At 52.7% G+C, this 24,858-nt stretch carries 20 protein-coding genes, 1 tRNA gene and 1 pseudogene; 15 read left to right on the forward strand and 7 right to left on the reverse strand.

From position 1 onward, the window contains the following. The first annotated feature begins 37 nt into the window (after positions 1-37). Both rpsA and HPY30_16890 read left to right on the forward strand, forming a co-directional pair. Positions 38-1,714, forward strand: coding sequence for a 30S ribosomal protein S1 (gene rpsA, locus HPY30_16885; GenBank protein QYZ67511.1), 1,677 nt, complete (start codon positions 38-40; stop codon positions 1,712-1,714). Positions 1,715-1,791: 77 nt separating this feature from the next. Continuing rightward, entirely contained in the window at positions 1,792-2,085 is a 294-nt protein-coding gene (locus tag HPY30_16890; protein QYZ67512.1) for an integration host factor subunit beta, read from the forward strand. A gap of 72 nt (positions 2,086-2,157) precedes the next feature. Here HPY30_16890 and pap read toward each other — a convergent pair whose 3' ends face one another. Next, positions 2,158-3,693, reverse strand: coding sequence for a polyphosphate:AMP phosphotransferase (gene pap, locus HPY30_16895; GenBank protein QYZ67513.1), 1,536 nt, complete (start codon positions 3,691-3,693; stop codon positions 2,158-2,160). Between the two features lie 203 nt (positions 3,694-3,896). Between pap and lexA the strand changes: the two genes are divergently transcribed. Together lexA and HPY30_16905 are read left to right on the forward strand one after the other, a co-directional pair. Next, entirely contained in the window at positions 3,897-4,502 is a 606-nt protein-coding gene (lexA, locus tag HPY30_16900) for a transcriptional repressor LexA (protein ID QYZ67514.1), read from the forward strand. Next, positions 4,502-5,740: a DNA polymerase IV gene (locus HPY30_16905; GenBank protein ID QYZ67515.1), complete on the forward strand. Its 1,239-nt coding sequence runs from the start codon at positions 4,502-4,504 to the stop codon at positions 5,738-5,740. Before lexA ends, HPY30_16905 begins: the two co-directional genes overlap by 1 nt. Positions 5,741-5,747: 7 nt before the next feature. Here HPY30_16905 and HPY30_16910 read toward each other — a convergent pair whose 3' ends face one another. Together HPY30_16910 and HPY30_16915 are read right to left on the reverse strand one after the other, a co-directional pair. Beyond that, the gene (locus tag HPY30_16910; GenBank protein QYZ67516.1) at positions 5,748-5,930 is read right to left on the reverse strand and encodes a hypothetical protein; all 183 of its coding nucleotides are present in this window, start codon (positions 5,928-5,930) and stop codon (positions 5,748-5,750) included. A gap of 215 nt (positions 5,931-6,145) precedes the next feature. Beyond that, complete coding sequence (locus tag HPY30_16915) at positions 6,146-6,817, reverse strand: Bax inhibitor-1/YccA family protein (GenBank protein QYZ67517.1); 672 nt, start codon at positions 6,815-6,817, stop codon at positions 6,146-6,148. Between the two features lie 172 nt (positions 6,818-6,989). Here HPY30_16915 and HPY30_16920 point away from each other — a divergent pair. The 5 genes and pseudogenes from HPY30_16920 (at position 6,990) to HPY30_16940 (ending at position 10,491) form a co-directional block, all read left to right on the forward strand. Then, positions 6,990-7,080: transfer RNA gene (locus HPY30_16920), tRNA-Ser, on the forward strand. Between the two features lie 458 nt (positions 7,081-7,538). Then, a complete protein-coding gene (locus HPY30_16925; GenBank protein QYZ67518.1) occupies positions 7,539-8,786 on the forward strand; it encodes an IS701 family transposase in 1,248 nt (415 codons plus the stop codon). 399 nt (positions 8,787-9,185) lie between these two features. Continuing rightward, positions 9,186-9,467: pseudogene (locus tag HPY30_16930) on the forward strand (IS1182 family transposase). A 177-nt stretch (positions 9,468-9,644) separates the two neighbouring features. Then, positions 9,645-10,133, forward strand: a complete 489-nt coding sequence (locus HPY30_16935) for a hypothetical protein (protein ID QYZ67519.1) — start codon at positions 9,645-9,647, stop codon at positions 10,131-10,133. A 172-nt stretch (positions 10,134-10,305) separates the two neighbouring features. Next, positions 10,306-10,491: a hypothetical protein gene (locus HPY30_16940; protein QYZ67520.1), complete on the forward strand. Its 186-nt coding sequence runs from the start codon at positions 10,306-10,308 to the stop codon at positions 10,489-10,491. Between the two features lie 188 nt (positions 10,492-10,679). On the opposite strand, the gene mdh is transcribed toward HPY30_16940, so the two are convergent. Further along, the gene (gene mdh, locus HPY30_16945; protein QYZ67521.1) at positions 10,680-11,615 is read right to left on the reverse strand and encodes a malate dehydrogenase; all 936 of its coding nucleotides are present in this window, start codon (positions 11,613-11,615) and stop codon (positions 10,680-10,682) included. A 570-nt stretch (positions 11,616-12,185) separates the two neighbouring features. On the opposite strand from mdh, the gene HPY30_16950 reads away from it, so the two are divergent. The 6 genes from HPY30_16950 to HPY30_16975 all read left to right on the forward strand — a co-directional run bounded on the left by HPY30_16950 (position 12,186) and on the right by HPY30_16975 (position 19,607). Further along, the gene (locus HPY30_16950) at positions 12,186-12,281 is read left to right on the forward strand and encodes a hypothetical protein (protein QYZ67522.1); all 96 of its coding nucleotides are present in this window, start codon (positions 12,186-12,188) and stop codon (positions 12,279-12,281) included. A 115-nt stretch (positions 12,282-12,396) separates the two neighbouring features. Next, positions 12,397-13,392, forward strand: coding sequence for a hypothetical protein (locus HPY30_16955; GenBank protein QYZ67523.1), 996 nt, complete (start codon positions 12,397-12,399; stop codon positions 13,390-13,392). 158 nt (positions 13,393-13,550) lie between these two features. Further along, the gene (locus tag HPY30_16960) at positions 13,551-14,009 is read left to right on the forward strand and encodes a hypothetical protein (protein ID QYZ67524.1); all 459 of its coding nucleotides are present in this window, start codon (positions 13,551-13,553) and stop codon (positions 14,007-14,009) included. A gap of 9 nt (positions 14,010-14,018) precedes the next feature. Then, complete coding sequence (locus HPY30_16965; protein ID QYZ67525.1) at positions 14,019-14,600, forward strand: class I SAM-dependent methyltransferase; 582 nt, start codon at positions 14,019-14,021, stop codon at positions 14,598-14,600. A gap of 44 nt (positions 14,601-14,644) precedes the next feature. Continuing rightward, on the forward strand, positions 14,645-17,530 hold the full coding sequence (locus HPY30_16970; GenBank protein QYZ67526.1) for a DEAD/DEAH box helicase family protein: 2,886 nt from the start codon (positions 14,645-14,647) through the stop codon (positions 17,528-17,530). A 478-nt stretch (positions 17,531-18,008) separates the two neighbouring features. Continuing rightward, positions 18,009-19,607, forward strand: a complete 1,599-nt coding sequence (locus tag HPY30_16975; protein QYZ67527.1) for a hypothetical protein — start codon at positions 18,009-18,011, stop codon at positions 19,605-19,607. A 176-nt stretch (positions 19,608-19,783) separates the two neighbouring features. On the opposite strand, the gene HPY30_16980 is transcribed toward HPY30_16975, so the two are convergent. The 3 genes from HPY30_16980 to HPY30_16990 form a co-directional block, all read right to left on the reverse strand. Further along, on the reverse strand, positions 19,784-20,773 hold the full coding sequence (locus HPY30_16980; GenBank protein ID QYZ67528.1) for a glycosyltransferase family 2 protein: 990 nt from the start codon (positions 20,771-20,773) through the stop codon (positions 19,784-19,786). Beyond that, the gene (locus tag HPY30_16985) at positions 20,733-21,728 is read right to left on the reverse strand and encodes a hypothetical protein (GenBank protein QYZ67529.1); all 996 of its coding nucleotides are present in this window, start codon (positions 21,726-21,728) and stop codon (positions 20,733-20,735) included. Before HPY30_16985 ends, HPY30_16980 begins: the two co-directional genes overlap by 41 nt. Before the next feature lie 84 nt (positions 21,729-21,812). Beyond that, on the reverse strand, positions 21,813-24,851 hold the full coding sequence (locus tag HPY30_16990; protein ID QYZ67530.1) for a tetratricopeptide repeat protein: 3,039 nt from the start codon (positions 24,849-24,851) through the stop codon (positions 21,813-21,815). Between the last annotated feature and the right edge of the window lie 7 nt (positions 24,852-24,858).

Below are 24,858 nucleotides of genomic sequence, written 5' to 3' on the forward strand. Positions count from 1 at the left end.
CTGTGCAACCGTTCAGCGTTGCAGGAAATCCAAACCCATGACCGAAAGTTTTGCAGAATTATTTGAGGAGAGCCTCTCCAATACCCAGCTTCGTCCCGGTGCCATCGTTATCGGCACGGTGCTGGACATCACCTCCGAATCCGTCATCGTCAACGCCGGACTCAAGTCCGAAGGCGTGATCCCGCGTTCCCAGTTCCTTAATTTGGATGGCGAGATCGAAGTCAACATCGGCGATCAGGTTGAAGTCGCCCTGGATGCCGTGGAAGACGGCTTCGGCGCGACCAGGCTCTCCCGTGAAAAGGCCAAGCGCAACCAGGCCTGGAAAGTGTTGGAAACGGCATTTGAAGCGGAGGAGACCATTCACGGCCGTATCAACGGCAAGGTCAAGGGTGGATTTACCGTCGAGCTCGGCGATATCCGTGCATTCCTTCCTGGTTCGCTGGTGGACGTACGTCCGGTACGCGACACCGCATATCTCGAAGGCAAGGATCTCGAATTCAAGGTGATCAAGCTGGATCAGCGCCGCAACAACGTAGTGGTTTCCCGCCGCGCCGTGGTGGAGCAGGAGTACAGCGAAGAGCGCGAGAAGCTGCTGGAGACTCTGGAAGAGGGTCAGCAGATCAAGGGTATCGTCAAGAACCTTACCGACTACGGTGCCTTCGTGGATCTGGGTGGTATCGACGGCCTGCTGCACATTACCGACATGGCCTGGAAGCGCGTCAAGCATCCTTCCGACGTGGTTGAGATCGGTGATGAGATTGATGTCAAAGTCCTCAAATTCGACCGCGAGCGCAACCGTGTCTCCCTGGGTCTGAAGCAGATGGGCGACGATCCGTGGGTCAATCTGGCTCGCCGTTACCCGGAAAACACCCGCATGTTCGGCAAGATCACCAACATCGCCGATTACGGCTGTTTCGTGGAGATCGAAGAGGGTGTCGAAGGTCTGGTTCACGTTTCCGAAATGGATTGGACCAACAAGAACATCCACCCCTCCAAGGTTGTCAGCCTGGGTGACGAAGTTGAAGTCATGGTGCTGGATATCGACGAAGAGCGTCGTCGTGTCTCCCTCGGCATCAAGCAGTGTAAATCCAATCCCTGGGATGAGTTTGCCGCTACCCACAACAAGAACGATCATGTCTCCGGCAACATCAAGTCGATCACCGATTTCGGTATCTTCATCGGCCTGGACGGTGGCATCGATGGTTTGGTTCATCTCTCCGATATCTCCTGGGATGATGTCGGCGAAGAGGCAGTGCGTGACTTCAAGAAGGGTGATGAGGTTGAAACCGTTGTCCTTTCCGTCGATCCTGAGCGTGAGCGCATCTCCCTCGGCATCAAGCAGCTTGCGAAAGACCCTTTCTCCGCTTTCGTTGCAGCTAATACCAAGGGCAGCCTTGTGAACGGTGTAGTTGCCGAAGTTGATCCTCGAGGTGCTGTCATCACTCTGACTGATGGCGTTGAAGGTTACTTGCGTGCCTCTGAACTCTCCCGCGACCGCGTCGAAGATGCGCGCAGCGTGTTAAAAGAGGGCGACAAGATTGAGGCGAAGTTCCTTGGTGTCGATCGCAAAAACCGTACTCTCTCTCTCTCTATCAAGGCGAAGGATGCGGATGAAGAGACTGCAGCTATCAAGGGTTATGCCCGTGATGCGGCAACCAGCGCACCGACCCTCGGTGATTTGCTGAAAGAGCAGATGGACAACCAGGGCGACTGATTTTCGATAAATCAGTAGTCTGACAATGCGGGGGCCGGGGTTGCCGGCCCCCAATAATCACTGGGAAGCTGATAAGAATGACAAAATCCGAGTTGATCGAGATAATCTCTAAAGCGCAGAGCCACCTTGCCTATCGGGATGTGGAGCTTGCGGTAAAGTGCATGATCGAGCAGATGAGCCAATCACTCTCATCTGGTGAACGCATCGAGATCAGGGGTTTTGGCAGTTTTTCACTTCACTATCGGCCGCCGCGTATGGGACGCAATCCAAAGACCGGCAGAACAGTCGCGCTTTCAGGAAAGTATGTTCCCCATTTCAAACCGGGAAAGGAGCTGCGCGAGCGCGTGAACAGCGCTATTGAGCAAGAGTAGCTGTCTGGCCCACCAGTCAGCCGATTTCCCTGTTGCTGCTCTTTATAGCAGTAACCCTTTCCGGACTTCCCGTCAGACTTTGAGTGGCCCACAGGGGATATAGCCGCTCGCTTTGTCATCGCTTTTCAACTCAGCCCGCAACCGTTCGACAATCGTTCGGAGTACGGTGACACGGGCATATTTTTTGTCGTTTCCTGGGATCAGATGCCAAGGCGCAAATTCTGTGCTTGTGCGGATCACCATCTCGTTGACCGCCAGTTTGTACTCCTCCCACTTCTCCCGGTTTCTCCAGTCTTCATCGGTTATTTTGTGCTGTTTGTATGGCGTGGCCTTGCGGGCCTCAAAACGGGCGAGTTGTTCGTCGGCGCTGATATGCAGCCAGAACTTCATGACGATGATGCCGTTTTCCGACATCTGCTGCTCGAACTGATTGATCTCTGAGTAGGCGCGTTGCCACTCGGGATCACTGGCAAAACCTTCGACCCGTTCCACCAGCACACGGCCATACCAGGAGCGGTCGAAGATGGTCATGCGGCCAGCCCGGGGCAGATGACGCCAGAAACGCCATAGATAGTGGTGCGCCTTCTCCTCATCGGTGGGTGCAGCAATGGGAATGGTTCGATAGAGACGGGCATCAACTGCGCTGGTAAGACGCCGGATGGCGCCGCCCTTACCCCCGGCATCGACGCCCTCGAACACCAATACACAGGAACGCCTTTTCTGGTATGCCTTCCAGGCCAGTTCGTTGGCTTCGGCTTGTAGTTTCTTGAGTTCGGATTTGTAGAGGTCTCTTTCCTTCGTTTTTGAGAGATCGACTTGATCGAGCAGGGTAATCTGCGCCGATGCCTGATTCGGCAGTGTGGGGGCATGAGACGTGGCCGGGATGCAAAGAGGTTGAGGCGTCTCCAGGCGGGATTTCATCGCCTCCAACAGTGTCCGTCCAACAGTGAGATCACGGTAACGCTTGTCAGTGGCCTCGATCATATACCAGGGGGTGGCGCCTGTGTCTGTGTGCCGGATGACACGTTCCGCCACCTTTTCAAAATGGCGGTACTGTTGGCTGAAACGGGCTTTTTTGGGCAGCATTTTCCAGCGGCTCTTGTCATCTCTGGAAAGGCTTTTCAGCCGTTTCTTTTGTATCGTTTCCGGCAGGTGAAACCAGAACTTCAGTATTAATGTGCCATCTTCCGTGAGCATGCGTTCAAAGTCGGCGATACGATTTAACTCGGCATCCAGTTGGGCGTCGTCACACCGGTCGCGAAATCTGTGTTCGATGGGTGCCAGATACCAGCCGCCGAAGAGGATGCTGATATCCCCTTTCGGAGCCAGAGTGCGCCAAAAGCGCCAATAGCGGGGGCGTGCCTGCTCCTCATCGGTCTGGTCCCAGAAGGCGAAAGTCTGCACATTACGGGGGTCGAGCCACTCATTGAGGCGATTGACAACCCCACCTTTACCCGCACCTTCAACCCCCGCAACGATAATTACAACGGAAGTATTGGTCTTCCGGATCTCTCGTTGTACGCGAAGTAGTTCGGTGCGCAGATCGGGCTCTTCCGCCTTGTAGTCTTCTTTAGTGACTTTCCGACCGACTTTGGTGGCTTCGAACATGGTGCTCTCTCCTGGGTGCTCAGTCTGTAATCCATGCTTCAGGACGAACATTTAAGATTAGTTGCTTACGGGATGAATCGCTATCGGCAATTGCGGGAAACAGCAGTGTGGTTGCTCATGATCAATTGGAAACGCCATCATCTGTTTACAGTTCTCTAAATGTTCTCTATTATTTTAGGATAGAGAACATTTAGAGAACAATTATGTTGAGCAAAAGTCACCTGAAGTCCCTGAGCTTTATTCGTGAATTTATCCTCCACGAAGGTTATGCCCCGACTTTGAGCGAAATTGCACTGGGAATTGGTATTCGCTCCAAAGGCGTGGTGCATCGTTATGTACAGGCATTGGCCCAAGAAGGTGTCATCGAACTGCATGCCGGGCGCAAGCGGGGCATTACCTTGCCGGGGCCGAGTAAAGCTCGGGATATGACGCTGCCGCTGGCCGGACGCATTGCAGCGGGGCGGCCGATCGAGGCGATTGAGGATCAGGTACGGGTGGATCTGGCCGCCTTTTTTATCGGTCCTGGGCGCTTTGCGCTGCAGGTCTGTGGTGATTCGATGGAGGAGGCCGGTATCCTCGATGGCGATATGGTGGTGGTTGCGCAACAGGAGCATGCCGCCGATGGGGACATCGTGGTGGCACTGATTGACAATGAAGAGGCGACGCTGAAATACCTGCGGCGGAATCCGCAGGGTGACATCAGTCTGATTCCCGCCAACAGCGCCATGGCACCCATGGTTTATGCTGCTGAGCGGGTGCGTATCCAGGGCGTGGTGGTGGGGCAGCTGCGTACCTATGGGAAGCGTTGATGACGACTCTGGAGGATAGGCGCTGGCGGCGTGTCATCATTCTGATGGATATGGATGCCTTCTTTGCTTCGGTGGAGCAACGGGATCATCCAGAGTGGCGGGGACGGGCGATCGGCATCACCAACGGCCAGCGTGGCACCTGCATCATCACCTGCTCCTACGAGGCGCGTGCCCTGGGGATAAAAACCGGCATGCGGGTCAGGGAGGCGCTACAGATCTGTCCGGATTTTATCCAGGTACCTGCCTCCCCTGAACGGTACGCTGCAGTTTCCACCCGCATCATGCGTGTCCTGCGGACGATCACGCCGGATCTGGAGATTTTCTCCGTAGATGAGGCATTCCTCGATGTCACGCATTGTCAGCGGCTCTATGGATCGCCAGAGCGGATAGGGCGTCTGGTAAAAACGCGGGTGGAGACGGCTTCTGGCGTGCGCTGCTCAGTGGGCGTGAGCGGGGATAAGACAACGGCGAAGTGGGCGGCCAAGCAGGGCAAGCCGGATGGGTTTGTGCTGATTCCGCCCTGGGAGGCCAGATATCGCCTGCGGGGAGTGCCGGTCACGGAACTCTGTGGTATTGCAGATGGGGTCGGCCGCTATCTGGCGGAGCGGGGTGTCTATCGTTGTGGTGACATGTCACGGCTGCCGATCGGTGAACTTGGCCGGCGTTTCGGCAATCAGGGAAGGCGTATCTGGTATATGTGCCAGGGGGAAGATCCGGATCGGGTGGAGACCCGGGTGGCACCGCCAAAGTCCATCGGTCACGGCAAGGTAATGCCGCCGGATACGCGGGACCTGGAGATAATCCAGATATTTTTGCTGCATATGAGCGAGAAGGTGGCAGCCCGGTTACGCAGACATGAACTGCAGGCCAGCCGCTTCTTTGTGGGGCTCCGGGCGGGATGGGGGTGGATTGGCGCCAAGAGGGCTACCCCCCTGCCGACGAGTGACGGGAGGCGGATCATGGCGTTGTGTCGCGAAACCTTGCGTGAGCAGTGGCAGGGAGAGGGTGTCTCCCAGGTTCAGGTCACGGCCTTGGATCCTCGACCGGTTTGCGAACAGCTGGAGCTTTTTGGCATGGATGAGCAGGTGGAGTCAGACGCGTTGCATCAGGTGGTGGATCAAACCAACGCACGCTATGGCGAGTTTGCTATTGCACCCGCTCGCCTGCTCAAACGATCTGATATGCCGAATGTCATCGCACCCTCCTGGAAACCCTTTGGGCACCGTCAGAGCATTTGATGCGGGGCTATCTCACCATCATGATCAACAGGACCACAAACCCCACTATCGCTGCCAGCGGCAGCACCACGGCCTGCCAATCGCCTTTCTCCGCCTTTGGGCCGTTTTGGCTCCAGTGTTTGTAGGCTGGCCACATGAAAAACAGCATCATCACAACGCCTGCCGCGGCAAGTATTTTCATCCAATCCATAATCTTTCTACCTGATTAATCGTCATCTCGACCGTAGGGAGAGATCTCAAACTACAGAGCGCATAGTAGGTTTTGAGGTATGAGATTTCTTACTACCCTAAAGGACTTCCCGCGGTCGGGTTCGAAATAACAACAACCCAATTGACCAGAGGTACCCCAATAAGAAAAAACCCCGGCACAGGCCGGGGCTTTAAGATACAACATCAAGCGGCTACTCAATCGTCACCGGAAAGCGCCCCCAACAGATGCAACAGGCTGATGAAGATATTGAAGATGGCGAGATAGAGGCCATAAGTGGCCATGATGTAATTGGTTTCGCCGCCACTGATAATCCGACTGGTGTCGAACAGGATAAAGCCGCTCATCAGTAGGATGATGCCTGCGGAGATCGCCAGTGAAAGCGCGGGCAGATCCATGAAGAGATTGGCGAGTACCGCGAGCAGGACAACCATCATGCCGGCAAACAGGAATCCACCCATAAAGCTGAAATCACGTTTGGACGTCAGCGCGTAACCGGACAGGCCGAGGAAGATGATGCCGGTACCACCAAAAGCGGTGCCGATGATCTCGGGACCCTTCGGCAGGGCAAGGTAGATGGAGAGTATAGCGCCCAGTCCAAAGCCCATCAGGCCGGTTATCAGAAAGATGACCCCAATGCCTTTGGAAGAGTTGGCGGTGCGGGGCAGAACAAATATGCCGAGCACCATGGCGCCAATCACCGAGATCATATAGGCCATAGGCGGCATCGTCATTGCCATGGAGACCGCAGCCATGATCGCGCTGAAGACCAGCGTCGCGGACAGCAGCATATAGGTGTTCTTGAGCACCTTATTGGTAGCCAGTACCGATTCCTGGGAACGGGCGGTGCTAAGATCAAATTGGTTCATGTCGGCTTTGCCTCCTGGGTAAATGCCTGAAATCGAACGTTTAATATATGACAGGGTACATCCATATTAGTTCAGGGAAGGATACCTGTCTTATTTGAAAGATCAATAGATGAAATATAGGCGAATTCGGGCTTTTTCAAGGAGTAATCTGGTGGTATCCTAGCGCCGCACTGGAGAGGTGGCAGAGCGGTTGAATGCACCGGTCTTGAAAACCGGCATGGGTTTGTAGCCCATCCAGGGTTCGAATCCCTGCCTCTCCGCCATATAGCAATCATAAGATATTGATAAATATAATAAATATGTCTTATTGAAATGCATTAGTCCCCCATAGAGTCCCCCGCTGCGGGGCCGATTGATTGGAATTTCTGGGGCGATGTCGTTGCCTCTGTGGCTTACCTGAGTCTCGACAAATCCAAACAAATTGCTCCTTGAAATCCCTTCCCACCCAAAAAACTCCATTATTATTTCTACTTTGTCAGATTAGATCTATAAGTAACTCACTGAATAATATAAAATATATGCTGTGAATTTCTTGGCAATCATCGTAAGGAAGAGCATCAAATGACAAGCACCAAGGTCATTTGAATTACCTGATACGCGCATAAGTAGAATCGATCGCATAGCGGAGCGATTCCAACGTTTCCAGTACCGCTTTGAATCCCATTTTCGAAGCAAGACGAGGTCGGTGTTTCAACCGGTCACACACTATCTCAAAGGCCTGATGCAAGCGCAGAGAAAGAACATGGAACGCATGGAAGAGGTGGTTGCAGGCGCAGATGATCAGCGTCTCCAGCATATGCTCACCGAGTCCCCGTGGGATCATCGTGCGGTGTTAGACCAAGTGGCGCTGGAAGCCGATCAATGGCTGGGTGGAACCGCGGATACCTGTCTGTTGCTCGATGAGAGTGGCCTTGCCAAGAAGGGTAAACATTCAGTGGGGGTTAAACGCCAATGGAATGGCCGCCAGGGCAAGGTGGATAACTGCCAGGTTGGTGTATTCGCAGCACTGGGTAAAGGGCACTTGTCCACGCTGATAGATGAACGTCTCTATCTACCCAAAGAGTGGGTATCGAACCCGGCTCGCTGTCGCAAGGCGGGTATCCCGGAAGTTGAACGGAAACATCAAAGCAAGTCAGAGTTGGCGCTGGAGATGGTGCGTCATCAGAGGACGCTTGGCCTGCGTTTTGCCTGGGTGGGTGCAGATGGGGGATACGGGAAGGATCCGGCTTTTCTGAGGGGTTTGGAGGCGATGGGTGAAACCTTTGTGGTGGACATCCACAAAGACCAACAGGTCTACCTGGAAGATCCACAGCCGTTCATACCGGAGAGCACGACAACGCGCGGTCGTCGTCGAAGTCGTCTGCAAGCCCAGGCAGCCCGTCTGCGCGTTGACCAGTGGCTCAATGAGCAACGGGACAGCGAGTGGCAGCAAGTGGTATTACGGGATAGCAGCAAGGGCAAACTGCGCGTCGAGATCCTGCATCATCGGGTTTGGCTTTGGGATGGAAAAGAAGCCCAGGCACATCAATGGCACCTGATTGTACGACGAGAGGTCAATTCACCGGAGACGATTAAATACACCTTGTCGAATGCACCGGAAGAAACGCCATCCCATTGTCTTGCAAAGATGCAGGCGCAGCGGTTCTGGGTTGAGCGTTCGTTCCAGGATGGTAAGAGTGAATCAGGTCTTGCTGATTATCAGGCCCGTAAATGGAAATCCTGGCATCACCATATGGCCTTGGTCATGATGGCGATGTTATTCATGCTCGAAGAGCGAATTGTGCAAAAAGATGATCACCCCTTACTCAGTTGTTCAGACATCGAATCGCTATTGCGTGCCTTCCTGCCACGGCGAGATATTGAACGCGATGAAATACTACGGCAAATGACGAAACGGCATCGTAAACGACAAGCGGCTATCGACTCCCAATATCGAAAACAGACGCTGGAACAGTCGGTTGCCGGGTGATGGAATCTGACAAAGTAGAATTATGCTCTCATCAGAATGTCATTCTTTTGCGTATTCCGCTTAAGGATGACCGTCGATTCCTGCATCGTGATCGTGTTTTCCGGGAAAACTCCCGAAATCGGTCACGATAAATCGTAACCACCGGTCACGATAGAACGAAATGAATGGTCATGATGGTGCGGAATACGCATCTCTAAGTCTCTGGGGCGCTTGAATCAACCTTTTGTGGTTTCGGCGTACCTGAGGGTGTACCTTAGATTGTGCCTTGACTAAAAGGATTAGGGAGGTGGATAAATGACTGAATGGGATATATACGCATCGGTTGTGATAACGGACAAAGCAAGCGGAAGCGTAATGCACAGGCCCGGCGTTTTTGTTTGGGCAATGCCTGATCGCGTCCAACAGATCACACCCTGACAGGTCAATGTTGCACTGGATATCACGCAGGAGCAGAAGGCGGGGATCATCGAACGCATGAAGCGCAAGATCGATAGTGTGGCAGGACGCCATATCTACAGCCAGAGGCTGGGTACCGTAGAGCCGGTGTTTGGCCATATTACAGACGCCATCGGCATCCGGCGGTTTACCCTTAGAGGCAAACGCAAAGTGGATGGTCAATGGAAATTGATGATGCTACACAACATCCTCAAGATTCACCGTTATGGATGGGCATGGGGTTAGCGGGTGGAAATGGTGGTGGTTACGAGATGGATTTAGACAGAAACTACGCAGTGATTGAAAATACGGATCAATTATATCGAGTAATGAAAAAGCCTTACCGGAAATCGACTCCATGCAGGATGCTGTGTGAAATGTTGGTTTTTCGACAGGCTCGTTAGATTTAATTAGGAGTGAGAGATGGTTAAAAAAATAATGCTTTTAACCTTGGCGTTTCTGTCTAGCAACGTGATTGCTAGCAATCCCTATGATGAAGAAAAAAAGTGGGATTCGTCAAACGATGTTGTATTGCAATGTAAATTCGATGGCCCATGGTATGGGCAAGTGGTTTTGGATGGTGGGAAATCAAGAAAGGCTAATTGGGATTTGCCTAGCAATCCATTTAGCATTAAACGGAACAATAATAAAATATATGCAAGCGAAATTTCAAGTTCATTTAGAGAGATGGGGCTCAGATATACCTCATATGGAAAATATGTATGCTCGTGGAATAGTATGGGAGATCAACAAATGTGTTCTGGTACAGGGGGTTATCAGATGACATTCAGAAGTGATGGTGATCGTGGGCTGGTAATAAAGGTTGATGGAGACTTTTTCGATTTTGATTTTGAGAAAAAAACAGGGCGTGAAATCAGAATAGCTTATAGAAAGTTTACTTGTGAAAAATAAGGAATGTAACTGAGACCTTCAAGCACCGGACCGATGCCAAAGCCTGGGCCACTCAGACTGAGGCCGCGATCAGTGAACATCGGCTTGTAGGTACTCAGACGAAAAGGCATACAGTTGAAGCTCTGATCGGCCGTTACAAGCTGGCTGATCTCTTGCCGGCCCTGATTACTGAATGTCGGGACAAGTTGAAACAAAAAAGAGCGCCAGGGACGGTCAATCGATACCTGACCTCGTTTTCCAGCGCGATCAATGTGGCTACCAGGGAGTGGGGCTGGATGGACGTGAATCCAGTCGCCAACGTCAAAAAGATGAAAAAGCGGCGAGGGAGGGTAATCACCCCGAATTTATTGGGTCGTGAATTTCGGGTTGGTCAGCCGGATACCGTATATGCCGGTGACATCACCTGCATACGTACAGATAAAGATTGGCATTGTCCTTTCTCTTCAGGATCGAGCTTGCGGCCCTTTCCTTGTTTGGAAGGCGTGACCTGCATCCGATGTTTGCTGTTAGGTGCAAACACCCCGTGGTATCTGCATCGTTCATGGCTTACAAGCCGGTCTCCTCCACGGTTTTGCTCACCGCCGCTACCGTGGCATCCAGCATCTCCCTTTCTTCCGAGGAGAGTTCGAATTCCAGGATACGTTCCACACCAGTGCCGCCAATGACCGCAGGCACGCCTAGGAACAGGCCGTTCACGCCGTATTCCCCCTCGCATAAGGCAGCGGAGGGAATCACCCGTTGTTTATCCTTAAGATAGGCTTCGGCCATCTCGATGACGGCGGAGGCGGTACTGAAATAGGCACTGCCGGTCTCATATAGCTTGACCAATTCGGTGCCGGCATCCTGAGTACGTCTCACAATGGCCTGAATCTGCTCGACTGAGAGTAGATCAGTAATGGGGACTCCTCCCACCGTTGCAGTGCGAACCAGAGGTACCATGCTGGGTCCGTGACCACCCATCACCAGGCAGGAGACATCCTGTACCGATAGCCCGGTCTCCATGGCAATGAAGGTACGAAAGCGCGCACCATCCAGAGCCCCCGCCATGCCCGCGACTTGAGCCTTGGGCAGGCCCGAGAGCTTATAGAAGGCATAGACCATGGCATCCAGTGGGTTGGTGGTAATGATCACCAAGGCATTTGGGGCATGCTGCTTCACCTGGTCCGCCACGTTGCGGATGATATTCAGATTGATATTCAGCAGATCGTCGCGGCTCATCCCCGGTTTGCGCGGCATACCGGCAGTGACCAAGACCACATCGGCACCCTCCATGGCGGAGAAATCGCTGTTGCCCGATAGCTCCACATCAACCCCGTCATTTGGCCGCATCTGCATGATATCCAGGGCCTTGCCCTTGATAAAATTCTCCTTGTCGGGGATATCCAGAATCACCAGATCACCCAGCTCCTTCTGGGCCACCAGCAAGGCCAGGATACCGCCGATCTGACCACCACCGACCACAGCTATTTTTTTTCTTTTCATCTAGCCTCTCCTCCTCAATTTAAGTAACCTGAATCGTTGAGCTACTGGCCCTCCGTGGGGTTCAGTGACTGACAATAGCAAACATCAGCAAAAGATATTTAGGGTCAGAGCAATAACTACACGTTATTTATTGATTTGCTTGGGTTTAGGTTCTCTCTTCAGGGGAGCGACGCAGTACCCTGCCAAGCGTTTCACCCCCTGCTTGAACCGGCCGTACCCCAGTGCCATCCCCTGATTTGAGGCTTGGTGAATCTACATAAGTGCCGTTGTATCGAGTTGTCGCACAAACAACTCGCGGTAAGATGCTGTTCTTTCAATCACCGTGCTGCCAAGTTGAGTGTATAGGAAGCATAAATGCACTTTTTCCCAAAGTCGAGGGGTGTTGATTTGCTTCTAAATTTGAACCAGCGTTTGTATTGAATAATGACCCATGTTGGTTTGGAAAAACCATAGAACTTCCTGAAGTTATTTATTCAGCCTGGGCCAGATATTAAATGCAACTTTCACTCAAACTGGATCAATTGGGCATGGAAATCAACAACCCTGCAGGACATACTGGAATATATTTCCATGTTTTATAATAGAAAGCGACTGCACTCATATCTGGGCTGCATGAGCCCCAATGACTTTGAACAGCAACTGATGGAACTGAAAAAAGCGGCTTAACTGGTTTGTAACAAAATCCTTGACCACGTCAACCCGCTTCACGGACTCACGGAATGAGTCACCGCCTCAGTGATAATGACAACATCCTAAGTGTTCCCTGTCACAGGAGGTCGCCATGTCCACCATTACCGAATGTCTTTCCCAGGTCAGATTGGGTGAACCACAGGTCCACCACAATCTTGTCCTTTTTCCGTTGATCGCAGAAAAGAGTGCCGAACCCCACTATCTCTTGCTGGATGAAGCCCTGGCGCGGGGATGCGCCCGTGTGACCGAAGTATCCGAGTCAGGCTCTGTACCGGAACTCAGATTCGTCAACGAATGCGATCGTCCGGTGTTACTCCTCGACGGCGAAGAACTGGTGGGAGCGAAGCAGAATCGTATACTCAATCTCACCGTTATGGCGCCTGCCCACAAGAGCATCATCATTCCTGTCTCCTGCGTGGAGGCGGGACGGTGGCAGGCTGAATCCGCCGACTTTGCAAGCGCCAAGCGCGCACACTATGCCGCAGGAAGAGCGAGCAAGGCGGCCCATGTAAGTGCATCCCTGCGGAATTCCGGCACCCGGCGTAGCGATCAGTCGGCAGTCTGGCAGGATATATCGGAAAAGTCTGCGCGAATGCAGGCCCACTCCAGGAGTGAAGCCGCTGCCGCAATGTACCAGCAGCATCGCGCCAGTCTGGACGATTTTCTCCAGGCTTTCCTTCCGATTCAAGAGCAGGCCGGAGCGATGTTCGCAGTGAATGGCAGGACTGTGGGACTGGATCTGTTCGACAGCCCCGCAACCCTTTCGAGCCTGCTGGGCAAGCTTGTGGAAAGCTATGCGCTGGATGCTATCGACACGGCGCAGGCAGGGTCAGAGGGAGCTGCAACTGACGACCCGCAAGTGATGTTGGATGATACTGCCAAGGCGGCAGTGGAATGCTTTCCTTCCGTGGGTGAAGGTGAGGATCTGCGCCTCCACGGTGAACGCCTCTCCGGGGGTGCGCTGGTGAAGGAGAACCGCGTGATCCATCTCTGCGCATTCAGGTTGCAGGTCAGGGGCAGTGCTGCTGCCCATGGAGGAAGCCGGTTTGCGAGGGCGTCGCAACGTCGCAGCCGATGGAGACACTAAGGCAGTGATTCATCGGCCATTATTTTTGTGATAATGGCCGACGGAAGGCCTGGAAAGTCCATGGCAAAACCAGAAATCATGGATAATGAATCTACCGCAAGCGCTTGCGATAGACTCAGGCAGAGGAGAGGCGTTTTTCCCAAGGAGGCGCACCACAAATGGGTATAGACACAAAACTCATCCACAGAATTCGGGTCGACTACCAACTTGATTGGCAGGGTATCCACGGTGTATCTCACTGGAGCCGGGTCAGACAGAATGGTTTGCGATTGGCGGTAGAAAATATAGTGGATACCAGCGTCATTGAACTGTTCAGTGTCATCCACGATAGTTGCAGAGTGAATGACACAAACGATCCTGAACATGGGCCAAGGGCCGCCAGGTATGCTGAGATCTTGCGAACTGAAGGGGTAATCCGGCTGACTGATGGCCAGATGCAGCAGCTAACGGCATCCTGTGAAGGACACACCCGTTCTCATACTCACGCAGATATGACCATTGCAACCTGCTGGGATGCAGACCGACTCGATCTGGGACGAGTAGGTATAAGACCCGATCCGCAGCGGATGGCGACACAGGCGGGTGCCCTGCTGGCAAAAACCGCCGAGTATCTGTGAGTGCGGAACATGGACTACTATAAAAATAACGCCAAGACTTTTGTTGAATCGACCCTCCAGGTTGACATGCAGCCACTCTATCGGCGTTTTCTTCCGCTATTGCCAGGGTATGCTCATATTTTGGATGCTGGCTGTGGTTCTGGCCGCGATGCCAGGCATTTCATCAAAAATGGTTATCAGGTCACTGCTTTTGACGCCTCCACCGAGATTGCTGCATTGGCTGAAAAAGAGATCGGACAATCAGTCCAGGTGCAACGCCTGCAGGATATTCAATATCAAAACCAGTTCGATGGCATCTGGGCCTGTGCCTCGCTGCTGCATGTTCCCGCCAAAGAGTTATCAGACGTTTTTCATCGACTGGCAGATGCGTTGAAGCCCAATGGTGTGATCTATTGCTCATTCAAATATGGTCGGGGCGAATACGAAAAACAGGGCCGTCGATTCACCGATCTGGATGAGGCAGGGCTGCAATCATTGGTAGGTAAGACCGAAACTCTGACAATAAAGGAATTGTGGGTTACGGTTGACATCAGGCCAGGGCGAGATCATGAGCGATGGCTGAATGGAATTCTGGTAAGTTGTCGTGATTGAGAGTGATATTGATCTGACTATATCCAGGCTGGCTTCCAGAATAGATGAAAGAATCAAACCAATCATTAGTCACCGGTGGTCAATTAGACCCGTTTCTCCCCCAGTTGCTCGATGCCATTAACCAGGCCACTGAGATCGATATCACCGTGGCCTTTATCCGTCAGAGTGGTTTGCAGCTTATCTTTGATGCATTGAGAGATGCAATGAGTCGCCGGGCAGTGATTCGGGTGCTGACGTCTGACTATCTGGATGTGACCGAGCCTCAAGCGTTGCGGCGGTTGATGCTGCTGGCAGAGCGTGGAGCGGATGTTCGGATCTTCTCTACTCCAGGTGATCCCAGCTTTCACATCAAGTCTTATATCTTTTTGCGTCGTGACGGTGACGATCTCTTCGATGGTTGTGCCTTTGTCGGTTCCAGCAATATCTCCAACATGGCACTGACCCGTGGTCTGGAGTGGAATCTGAGAGTGGATTACCCGGCGGATTCGGCCAAGTTTCAGGAGATCTTCTACAAATTTGAGGCGCTGTTCTCTGATTCGCGGTTATTTCCATTAACCCACGTTTGGATCGACGATTATGCGGTGCGGCGCAAGGTATCGTTGCGGGTGGTCAGCGGTGAGCCGGAAGAGGAGCCACTGCCCGCCACTCCAACCGAGATTCAGGCAGAGGCGCTGTTTGCATTGCAGGCCACTCGGATTGCTGGTTATCGGCGCGGGTTAGTGGTGTTGGCCACGGGTCTGGGTAAGACTTGGCTGGCGGCCTTTGATGTGCAACAGATCAAAGCCAAGCGAGTGCTGTTCGTCGCCCATCGGGAAGAGATTCTGATGCAGGCGGAAGATACCTTTGCTCGTATTCAGCCAGAGACGAGTCTGGGGTACTACACAGGTAGAGCGAAGGATGGTGAGGCGGATTTTGTCTTCGCCTCGATTCAGAGCCTGGGGCGGGATGAGCACCTGCGACAGTTTGCGCCGGACTGTTTCGACTATATTGTGGTGGATGAATTCCATCATGCTGATTCGATCACCTATCGTCGTCTGATCAACTATTTCCAACCGGGTTTCATGCTTGGTCTGACAGCGACGCCGGAGCGTACTGATCAAGCGGACATACTTTCGTTGTGCGATGACAACTTGGTATTTGAGAGAAATTTTGTCGAGGGTATCAATGCGGATCTGCTATGCCCGTTCCACTACCACGGCATTCATGACAGAACCGTAGAATATACCGAGATTCCTTGGCGTAACGGGCGTTTTGACCCTCGCGATCTGAGTAATCAGTTGGCTACCTATGCTCGGGCTAAACATGCGCTGACAGTCTGGCGGGAACTGAGTCAGAGCCGGACCCTCGCATTCTGCGTCTCTCGTTCCCACGCAGAGTTTATGGCCGACTATTTCAAAAAGGAGGGGATTCTCGCAGCGGCTGTACATGCCGAATCAGAACTGCCACGCCACGCTGCATTGAATCAGTTGGAGAGCGGCAAGCTGGAGGTGATCTTCTCGGTCGATTTGTTCAATGAGGGAACCGACCTTCCCTCCATAGATACCGTGATGATGCTCCGACCTACCGAGTCGAAGATACTCTTCCTGCAGCAGTTGGGGCGCGGTCTGCGGATGCATGACGGTAAAGATTATCTACAGGTGCTGGATTTCATCGGTAACCACAAGGCATTTTTGAACAAGCCGGAGACCCTGTTTGGGGTGACTTCCCTGCGTGAATTCATCCGACGGCAACTGCAGGATGACCTGCCACTGCCCAAGGGCTGTTTCGCCAACTATGATCTGGGTGTGATCGACTTTCTGAACGAAGTGATCAAAACCCTGCCCAAGGGGATTGTTGAGATCTACGAACAGTTGATGTTGGTGGAGCAGCAGCGACCCAGCGCGGTTGAGATGTATCGTGCCGGGGTGGATTTTAAACATATCAGGCGCAATAAGAAGTTTGGCTCCTGGTTTGATTTGGTCACAGCTCGTGGAGGACTGGATGATGCACAGCAGCGAGTTTTGCAAGGCCATCGCTCCTACTTCCTTGAAGTCGAAAAGGCAGCCATGAACAAGTCGTACAAGATGGTGCTGCTGGAGGCGCTGCTGGAACTTGATGGCTTCATTCACCCGCAGACCATCCAGGATTTGGCGATCCGTTCTGGTGAGATTCTATTGCGCCGTCAGCCATTGATGGTAATGGATCTGCCCAAGCGTTTTCAGAATCTGGCCGAGGTTCTCGTTTCCAAATTCGGCCAATGGCTGACTTACTGGAATTCGAATCCTGTGAACGCCTTTATCGGTGGCAATAATAACCAGAGTCCACCATTCTTTGAGATGAATGAGGACCGGTTACAGCCCAATTTTGAACTGGCAGTCGAAGATCGGCAGATCTTTCACGCGATGGTTCAGGAGTTGGCTGATTACAAATTGGCCATGTATATGGATCGTGAGCAGCGCAACGCAGATATTGTTGCAGAAACAGGCCACGTCACCAGGATTGATACCGATGATGATTGGGATGTGATCCCATTCTATCCCAATCTCAAGATTGCCTGCGGTCACTTCAATGATGCAGATGGTGGCAATGAGACTGTAGTGAAAATAGCGCCACAGTATCGTGCAAATTCTTCACGCCATTTTATTGCTCGCGCTACAGGCAATTCTATGGATGGTGGCAGAAGTCCAATCCGCGACGGTGATTATCTCCTGCTGAAACTGGTCGATACAGAACATGCGGGTTCGATCAGCAACCAGATCATGGCGGTGGAACGACAGGATGTGAGCGGCGATGATCAATATGTCCTGCGGGTGGTGCGCAAACGTGGTGATGGTGGCTACTATCTCCAGGCCAACAATCCAGACTACGCCGATTTCGATGCCGCAGAGGGGATGCGCCCCTTTGCCCGCTTGTGTAAGACGGTTGCTTCGGAAGAAGTTGTGAAAGTGTGATTCGCTACTGAAGAGCGTTGTTGTGAATGACATTAACCGCAAGTTAGCTGAATCGAGCCCAGATCAGGAACGGTGTAAATATCATGATGTGCCTGGTTCCAACCATTATTCATCTCATGATGGAGAATCCGACGGGATTATGGGGCGATCCCTGTTATCCGGTGGTTAAGTAAGTGCTGTTGCCGCTGCTCGTCACCCTAAAATTCGTCATAATTATTGGTATGGAGGGCACTCTTTAAAGAGTAAAATGAGGCGATTTCGGACCAGTGATTCGTCTAATTGACAACTCAGCGACCATTCGATACTTTGCTGGTAGGTAGAAAACGGCGTTTATTTTCCCCCTATGCTCACATTAGACTTTCTTGTCAAAAGATTCATAATCTAAAATACAGTTCTCGGAGACCCTCCATATTTATCGCATGGTGCAGTTATGAGGAACCGACCCTTTAGGCACCTTGTCTCGCGGGATCTCATAAGGATGTGCCTGGTACTGCTGGGTCTCCTCCTGCTCGCAGTGCCATTCCTTACAAGCGGTCCAGACATTTGGCTGGAAATCGATTGGATCGACGGCAGGAAGCTTTTTTCCATTGACGATTCGTATCGTTTTTTCGCCGCCAAGAATGCCTTCCGTGTGCCTACGATTTTCCTCTGGAATTATGTTATGCCGCTGGCACTGTTGTTTGATGCGATAGTGGCCGCGCTGTCTTTCGACAATCTGCTCGTCATGCGATTGGGTCACGCTATCGTAGGAATACTGACTCTCGTAGTGATCGCCCGTGCCAGCCTTCGGTCCGGGTGCCACCCCATCCTGGCTGCTGCGTCCGTTCTGATTGTAGGACTGATGCCTCTCTACGTGATCCTTTCTTCCAGTTTCTACGCGGAGGGTCTCTTTGGTTTGTTGCTGGCCGTGGCTTTCATGCTCCTCATTGAGGAGAGAAACACTTTGCTGGCCATCATCGTGGGGCTGTTGCCATTGGTCCGGCCAGAGGGAGGAATATACTGCCTTTTATTCCTGGTCTACTTCGGGCTTCGTCGAGATGCCAAACAGGGTGCACTTGTTGCTTTGCCCAGTTTGATTTACCTGGTTGTTTTTCTTCTGCTTTCGGGAGACGGGATCTCCTTTCTCGGGTGGCGACTCGAATTGAGAAACATACTGTCACCGGCACTGGGGCAACAATCCGGTCCGGGGATTTCGCTGGACCGACTGTTAAATCCACTCTGGTGCGGTCTGGCTCTAAGTTCGTTGTTGATACGCAGATACAGGAAGTGGTGGCCGATTCTCCTCGGACCCTGGGTTCTGATTGGGATACAGGCATTGACTATCACTCGAGGAATGCAGGATTTTGAGCTCAGATACCTGTTCTCTGTCATCCCCGTATTCGGGATTGCCTGGGCATTGCCGGTCCACTACTTGTTTCAGGCGGAATCCAAGTTGCGTTTCCACCAGAGTCTGATCACGTTCCTTACGGCCGCGATTTTCCTTACCACCCTGGCAGGGCACATGTTGCAGTCTGAATGGTTACGCCAACTTTACGATCAGCAGGGGTCCTCTGAGCATAATTTGGTAAAAGGGCAGGAAATAGAACGAGATCCGGGCCAGGGTCTCAAACGGTTCAACCCAAAGCCATTGCGTGCCTTCGCTGGTAGAGTCGACGCCTACGTAGATGCTCATAAAGACGTTCAAACCATCTTCGTTGCTAATCCAGTCCCTCTGTATTTCCTCGACTTTTTGGAAAATGGGCCGCACATCGAGACCGTGTTGATTCCGCATAACGCAAATATAACGGCCAATTCCGATGGTTATTTCTTTGGATTCAGCCTGACGACGTTGTCGTATCGCTATTTCAAGTTCGTTCCACCAAACCCTGCCCAGTCGGCCTCTGCGATGCTGATCCTCAATGATTCCGGCTACAGCCCCTTCACTCATTTGACCTTCAGCGAAAAAAACAGCCCCGACATCTCTTTAGCACACAGTAAGAAGGGCATTGCAGCCAATATACAATCCGGGACCATGCAGGCTTTTGCAGTAACATACTCGTCCCGGGACTCTGTTCAGTGGTTGTTTCCCGATCCGTAAAAGTTTCTTAGAGTTCGCGCAAAAATAACTTTCTATTTTTCGCATCTCCTGATTTCAAGGCTTGTACGCTTTAAACACGCCAGCTCTCGCCACCTTGTGGAGTGGAATACGCATCACTAACGCCTACTCATGCGTTTGCATCAGTATGCCGGGGTCTTGCCAGGTGAAACCGGAGCTTATTCCAGGATTTCACGAATCCTGTAGTGGTTGTCTGCAGCTGTGGAACGATAGAATAACGCCCCCAATTGCACGATGGCAGCTGCGCCTGCCAGGACTGTCCAGGCCAACACGGCAGCGGCTTTTTCACCCGCACCGGAAAAAGTGCCAGGTGCTTCCTCCATGGAACCGGGGGCGTGCAGGTTGTTCCCTGTTGTCAGCCTAGTGAATAGTCGGGAAAAGCTGCGTCTTATTGAAAAACTTCGCAGAAAACCTGCGCTAAAACAAAGCAAGCGCCACGCAGTGTATTCCGAGCGCCCGTGCTCTCTCTCGCTGTGCCCCACCTCTATCTGGGCAATACGAGAAGCCATCAGGGCAACTTCTGCTTTTGGTAGCCCGGGCGGCGGATTCTGAGCGAAAATCTCCATGGCCAGGACCGACGTTACCGCGTTCAACCCGCAACCCCAGTCCCGTAAATTGACGCCTAATGCATGACCGACCAGTTGATTCACCAGCCATGACGGTCCCCTTCTGGTGAGCAGGGAGTCCCGCCGGTTGAGGCGGATACCACAGGCAAAATCGGCGCCATTGCGTATCCCTGCGACCAGGGCTGGAATATCCTCCGGATGATTTTGCAGATCGGCATCAATGGTGACGATGATATCTCCGTTGGTTTTACTTATGGCTGCCAGGATAGCTGCACTTTGCCCGTAATTTTTGACTAGATCCAGGACCTTCACCCGTCCTTCTACGCCGCGCAAACCAGTCAGAACTTCGTAACTGTTGTCAGTACTTCCGTCATTGGCGTAGATAATCTCGTGTTCCAATCCTGTGGCACGAAGGGTCGAAACCAGGCGTTCATGCAACTGGGGAAGTGAAGCGGCGTTGTTATAAACGGGAACAGTAATCGATAAGGTCGGGTTGTCCGGCACACCCTTGGGACGCCTGCTCCAACCCAGGTCAGATTCCTTATGAGAGATGCAGGTGGTAAGTGTACTCAGCTCGTACATACTCGAGTTTCAAGTCCTGGTAGATGCGATGTACAGGGTAGTTGTCTATCTGGGTGTCAAATTCCGCGCACTGCCAGGACATGTCCTTTGTGTGTGTCAGTGCATATTGTAACAATCCATGGTAGTCACCACCCCTGGAGCCACCAAGCCCGGAACCGTAGCATCCGACCCCGAAGTTCCGATATAGACTCCTATCGTAGCGAAAGGCGAGATACCCAACCACCCGTCCGTTCAATTCTGAAACCCAAATTTTATCGGCGTCTCCGTCCAAGTATTTCTCTGCCCAACGCACATAGCGCTCCACTGCGCGTTCACGAAGACTTGGGTCGGCGGAGTATCGCCCTGGATAGTGCGCGTACAGTTGGGATGTGAGTTTCAGGATCCGATCCCGGTCAAGCGGCTCGTATTCACGGTATCTGCGTGGCTTTCTGGAACGGGTGACCATCGGTTGTTTCGGTGGTTCACCGGAAGTCGGGTGATAAAGATAGGTAAGAATGGAATCTGCCATGAAGAATCCAATCTGGGTAAGCATCCGCTGTGTGTCCAAGTCAGAGGCATCGACGCGCACTGAAAGATGGTCAAAACCAGTCTTCATGAGAAGGCGTCGGAGATCTCCAGCAGTCAGATCTCCACAGAGATGGGTGATACGCCCAATTCGGCGCTTGTACAAGGCGCTGTCCCAAGGAAGATCAACGGTACGAACCAACCCGGTCGGCATCGACCCATCCCGACACCATAACAGGAGTGCCGTGGGTTCCGCCTCAAGGATGGCATCGGCAAGCGTTTTCGTGGCTTGAATCCTGGAGATAACCGGATAATTCCGATACCGATTATACGGATAGGAGCGGGCCCAATTCTCTATGAATGCCAGATCTCTATTTTTCAGGGAAACGAGGCTCGTGGGATTTCTGTCGCCCGCAGCGGTAGATTTCTTGCTCTCATCCGGATATTTCATCTGCATGTCTTAACAGAAGATTTTTTCTGAGCCCAATAGCTAGCGCATAATCCGGGATGCCGAAGGCGGGACATCAAGAGATGCCTAGCCCTGGCTCGCGATTGTCGCAAGTACTCTTTTGACTTCCTGAGTCCAGGGTGCGAGTGCCTGATGGTTGAGTGCCTCTTCAAGCTCGCGCTTTGCCAGTTTAATAGCACCCATTTTGAAGTAGCCAAAACCCAAATGGTAGCGATACAGAGATGATTTTGGATCTCGATCCACTGCTCGCTCCAGATAGCGAACAGCCTTTTCGGGGTTCCCGGTCTGTAAATGCACCCAACCAACTGTATCGAGGACGTTTGCTTCCTGGGGAGCCAGTTCCAAAGCTCGGTTCGCACGGGAGAGTGCGTTCTGGTGCTCACCCAGACTCAGGTAGAGTAGTGCTACATTGTTAAGCAGAGGTACGGAATCGATATTTGCAGCAAGACCTTCTTCATATACCGCTACACTTTTCTGAACATGTCCTGATCGCTGATAAATCTGGGCAAGTGCCAAGTAATAGCGAATAACAGTCGGTTTGATACCAATTGCCGACTTCAACAACGTCGTCGCTGTTTCTGCATCACCCTTTGCCAGCTTAATCTTTGCGAGCTGGTAGAAAGCAGGGGCCAAGCGACTTCCTTCTCGGGTAGCACGTTCCAGGGCTGCCTCAGCCTTGCTCGTATCCTGCCGACGAGCCCAACTCATCCCAAGAACCGCGTAGGCGCGAAACTCAACATCGCCACCGGGATCGGATCCGTTCCCCAGCCGATCCAAGACATCGTCAGCCAGCTCAATTGCGCGCCTTGTATCGCCTTTTTTAAGGTAGATGCGTGCCGTCTGTGTATGAAACAGCAACTTTCGCCGGGTTTTTGCTGCTCCTCTTTTATAGGTCTCTATCGCAGCGTCGAAGTCACCCAGAAACTCATAGGCCTCGGCGAGGGCATGGTATCGTGCCGGATCATCTGGCTTGGATTGCAGTGCCTCCACCAAAGATTCCGTTTGTATCGCCAACCGCAGCTCGGCCCTCTGTTTCTCCACTGCCTCGGCGGATACGCCTGATTCCAAGGCGCTGTCGATATATTCCTCGGCCTTTACCTGGTCGCCGTCCGCAATATAGCTTTTCGCCAGCAAAAAGGCTGTATCCGGATCTGCCGGGCTCAAGCTGCCCTGAATCACTTCCCTCGCCAGACTGGTACTTCCGAGTTCTATCAATTCAGTGGCATATAATTTCTTAAGTACAGGGTCAGCCAGTCCAAACTGCATCTCGTGGCGTTGTAGGTAATGCACAGCCTTTTCATGCCAACCGTTCACTCTTGCCAGCTTCGCGGCCAGGCCGAGTGATTTGCGACTATCGCCGGCTTTCTGTAATCCGGTGTCGAGGGACTCGATCGCATCCGCAGCCCTGCCCAGGGATGCAAAGACCTGACTCTGCAACAGGAACCCATCGAACAGGTTGGGGTATTTGGTAATCATGATCCGGGCATACTCGAGCGCGGCCATGTGCTCGCGTTCGCGGGTCTTCAATAAGACCAACTCCCGCAGCAAGAGCTGCGCTGGGGGGGCGTCGTCCTTCGGGCCGCGGAGTACTCGCTCCGCCGCATTGAAATTTGCGGTCGCCTGATAAACCCTGCCGAGGCGGAGTCGGGTCTGCACATGCAGAGGGTCCTTCGTCAGGATGTTTTTCAGCTCCGCCTCCGCTTTGCTGTATTGCCCTTTTCTGAAGTATACCCCTGACAGGTTTAGACGGGCCGGTATTGCGCCCGGATCACTTTCGAGGGCGTCCAGCAGCGCCTTTTCCGCCTCTTCAAGATCGCCTGCACTCAGCTTGGCTTGGGCCAAAAGGTTGAGCAATAACGCCTGCAGGTTGGGGTGAAGGTCCATCCCGAGCCGGGCTTGTCGGGCTGCGCCCTCGAATCTGCCCTGTTTGAGCAGATTCGCAATCAACAGGATGCGTGCATCCAGTGCGTTTGGAGTCGTCTTGAGCGATTCCCGCAGGGCGATCTCCGATTGCTCCAGATCGCCGCCGATATAACGGTAAAGCCCCTCGAGTGCGAACTGCGCATCAGAATTCAAATCTGCGCTCTCCAACGATTTCAACAGCTCGTTTACCCCGTCTTCCCTTCGATCCTGGAGTAGATAGGCTTTTCCCAGAAGATGATGCAGTTCGGGAGATTTATTTATGGAGAGTGCCTTTTCCAGATACTCCGATGCCGCCTTTGGTTGCTCCGACCGCAATGAAATAATCCCCAGCAACTTGAGCGCCTCGAAGAAGTTGGGGTTCAGTGTTATGGCCTCCTTCAGCCGGCGCACGGATTCCTTCGTTCGCCCTTCCTTTAGTAGCACGTATCCGAGGGTGTATAGCACCTGGGCCGATCTGGAAACATCCAATGCCTTTTCCAGAAGGTCAACCGCGGCGTGGTAGTCGGGCTGCTCCCGTCGGATCAGCGCCAGTGCCTCGAAGTAATACCCCAAGCCCTTGCTAGGGGAATCTGCAGGAATTTCTCTCGCCACGCGGGCGATGGCAGGGTAATCACGCTGCTCCATGTGGATCTGGACCAGTGCTCTGAGGGCCGTTTCCTGCTCAGGATCGATCCTGAGAACCCGCTTAAAGTAATCCACTGCCCGGGGTAAGTCATCGGTACGGCGAAATAGCAGTCCCAGTCCCAGCAGCGCTTTGGTATTGGTTGCATCACGCGCCAGGAGCGCCTGGAAGATTCTTTCAGCTTCTTTCGAGTCTCCCTTATCCAGCAGGATGTTGGCCAACAACAATCGCAATTGGTCAGCACGAGCCGCTGGGACCAGTTGAATGGCCCGGGTGACGCTCCGCCGGGCTGAGCGCCAATCCCCAAGCCCCGCCTGCGCGTATCCCAGGATTGCCAGCATTTCACCGTCATCCGGCTTGTCCCGGAGATGGGTCTGGGCCAGTTTGAGCACTTCCCGGAAATGCCGGGTCTCCAAAAGCTGACGAATTTTCGTACTGCCGGAAAACTGCACGAAAACCGGTGGCGAGATGTAGATTGCGTGGGCTGTATTCCAGAAAACCGCCAGTTGCAAACATATGCCGACAACAACCGCGAGACCGAAACTCTTCTTTAATGCCATTATATTT

Source organism: Gammaproteobacteria bacterium (ex Lamellibrachia satsuma) (genome assembly GCA_019623805.1).
Classification (GTDB): Bacteria; Pseudomonadota; Gammaproteobacteria; order Chromatiales; family Chromatiaceae; genus QGON01.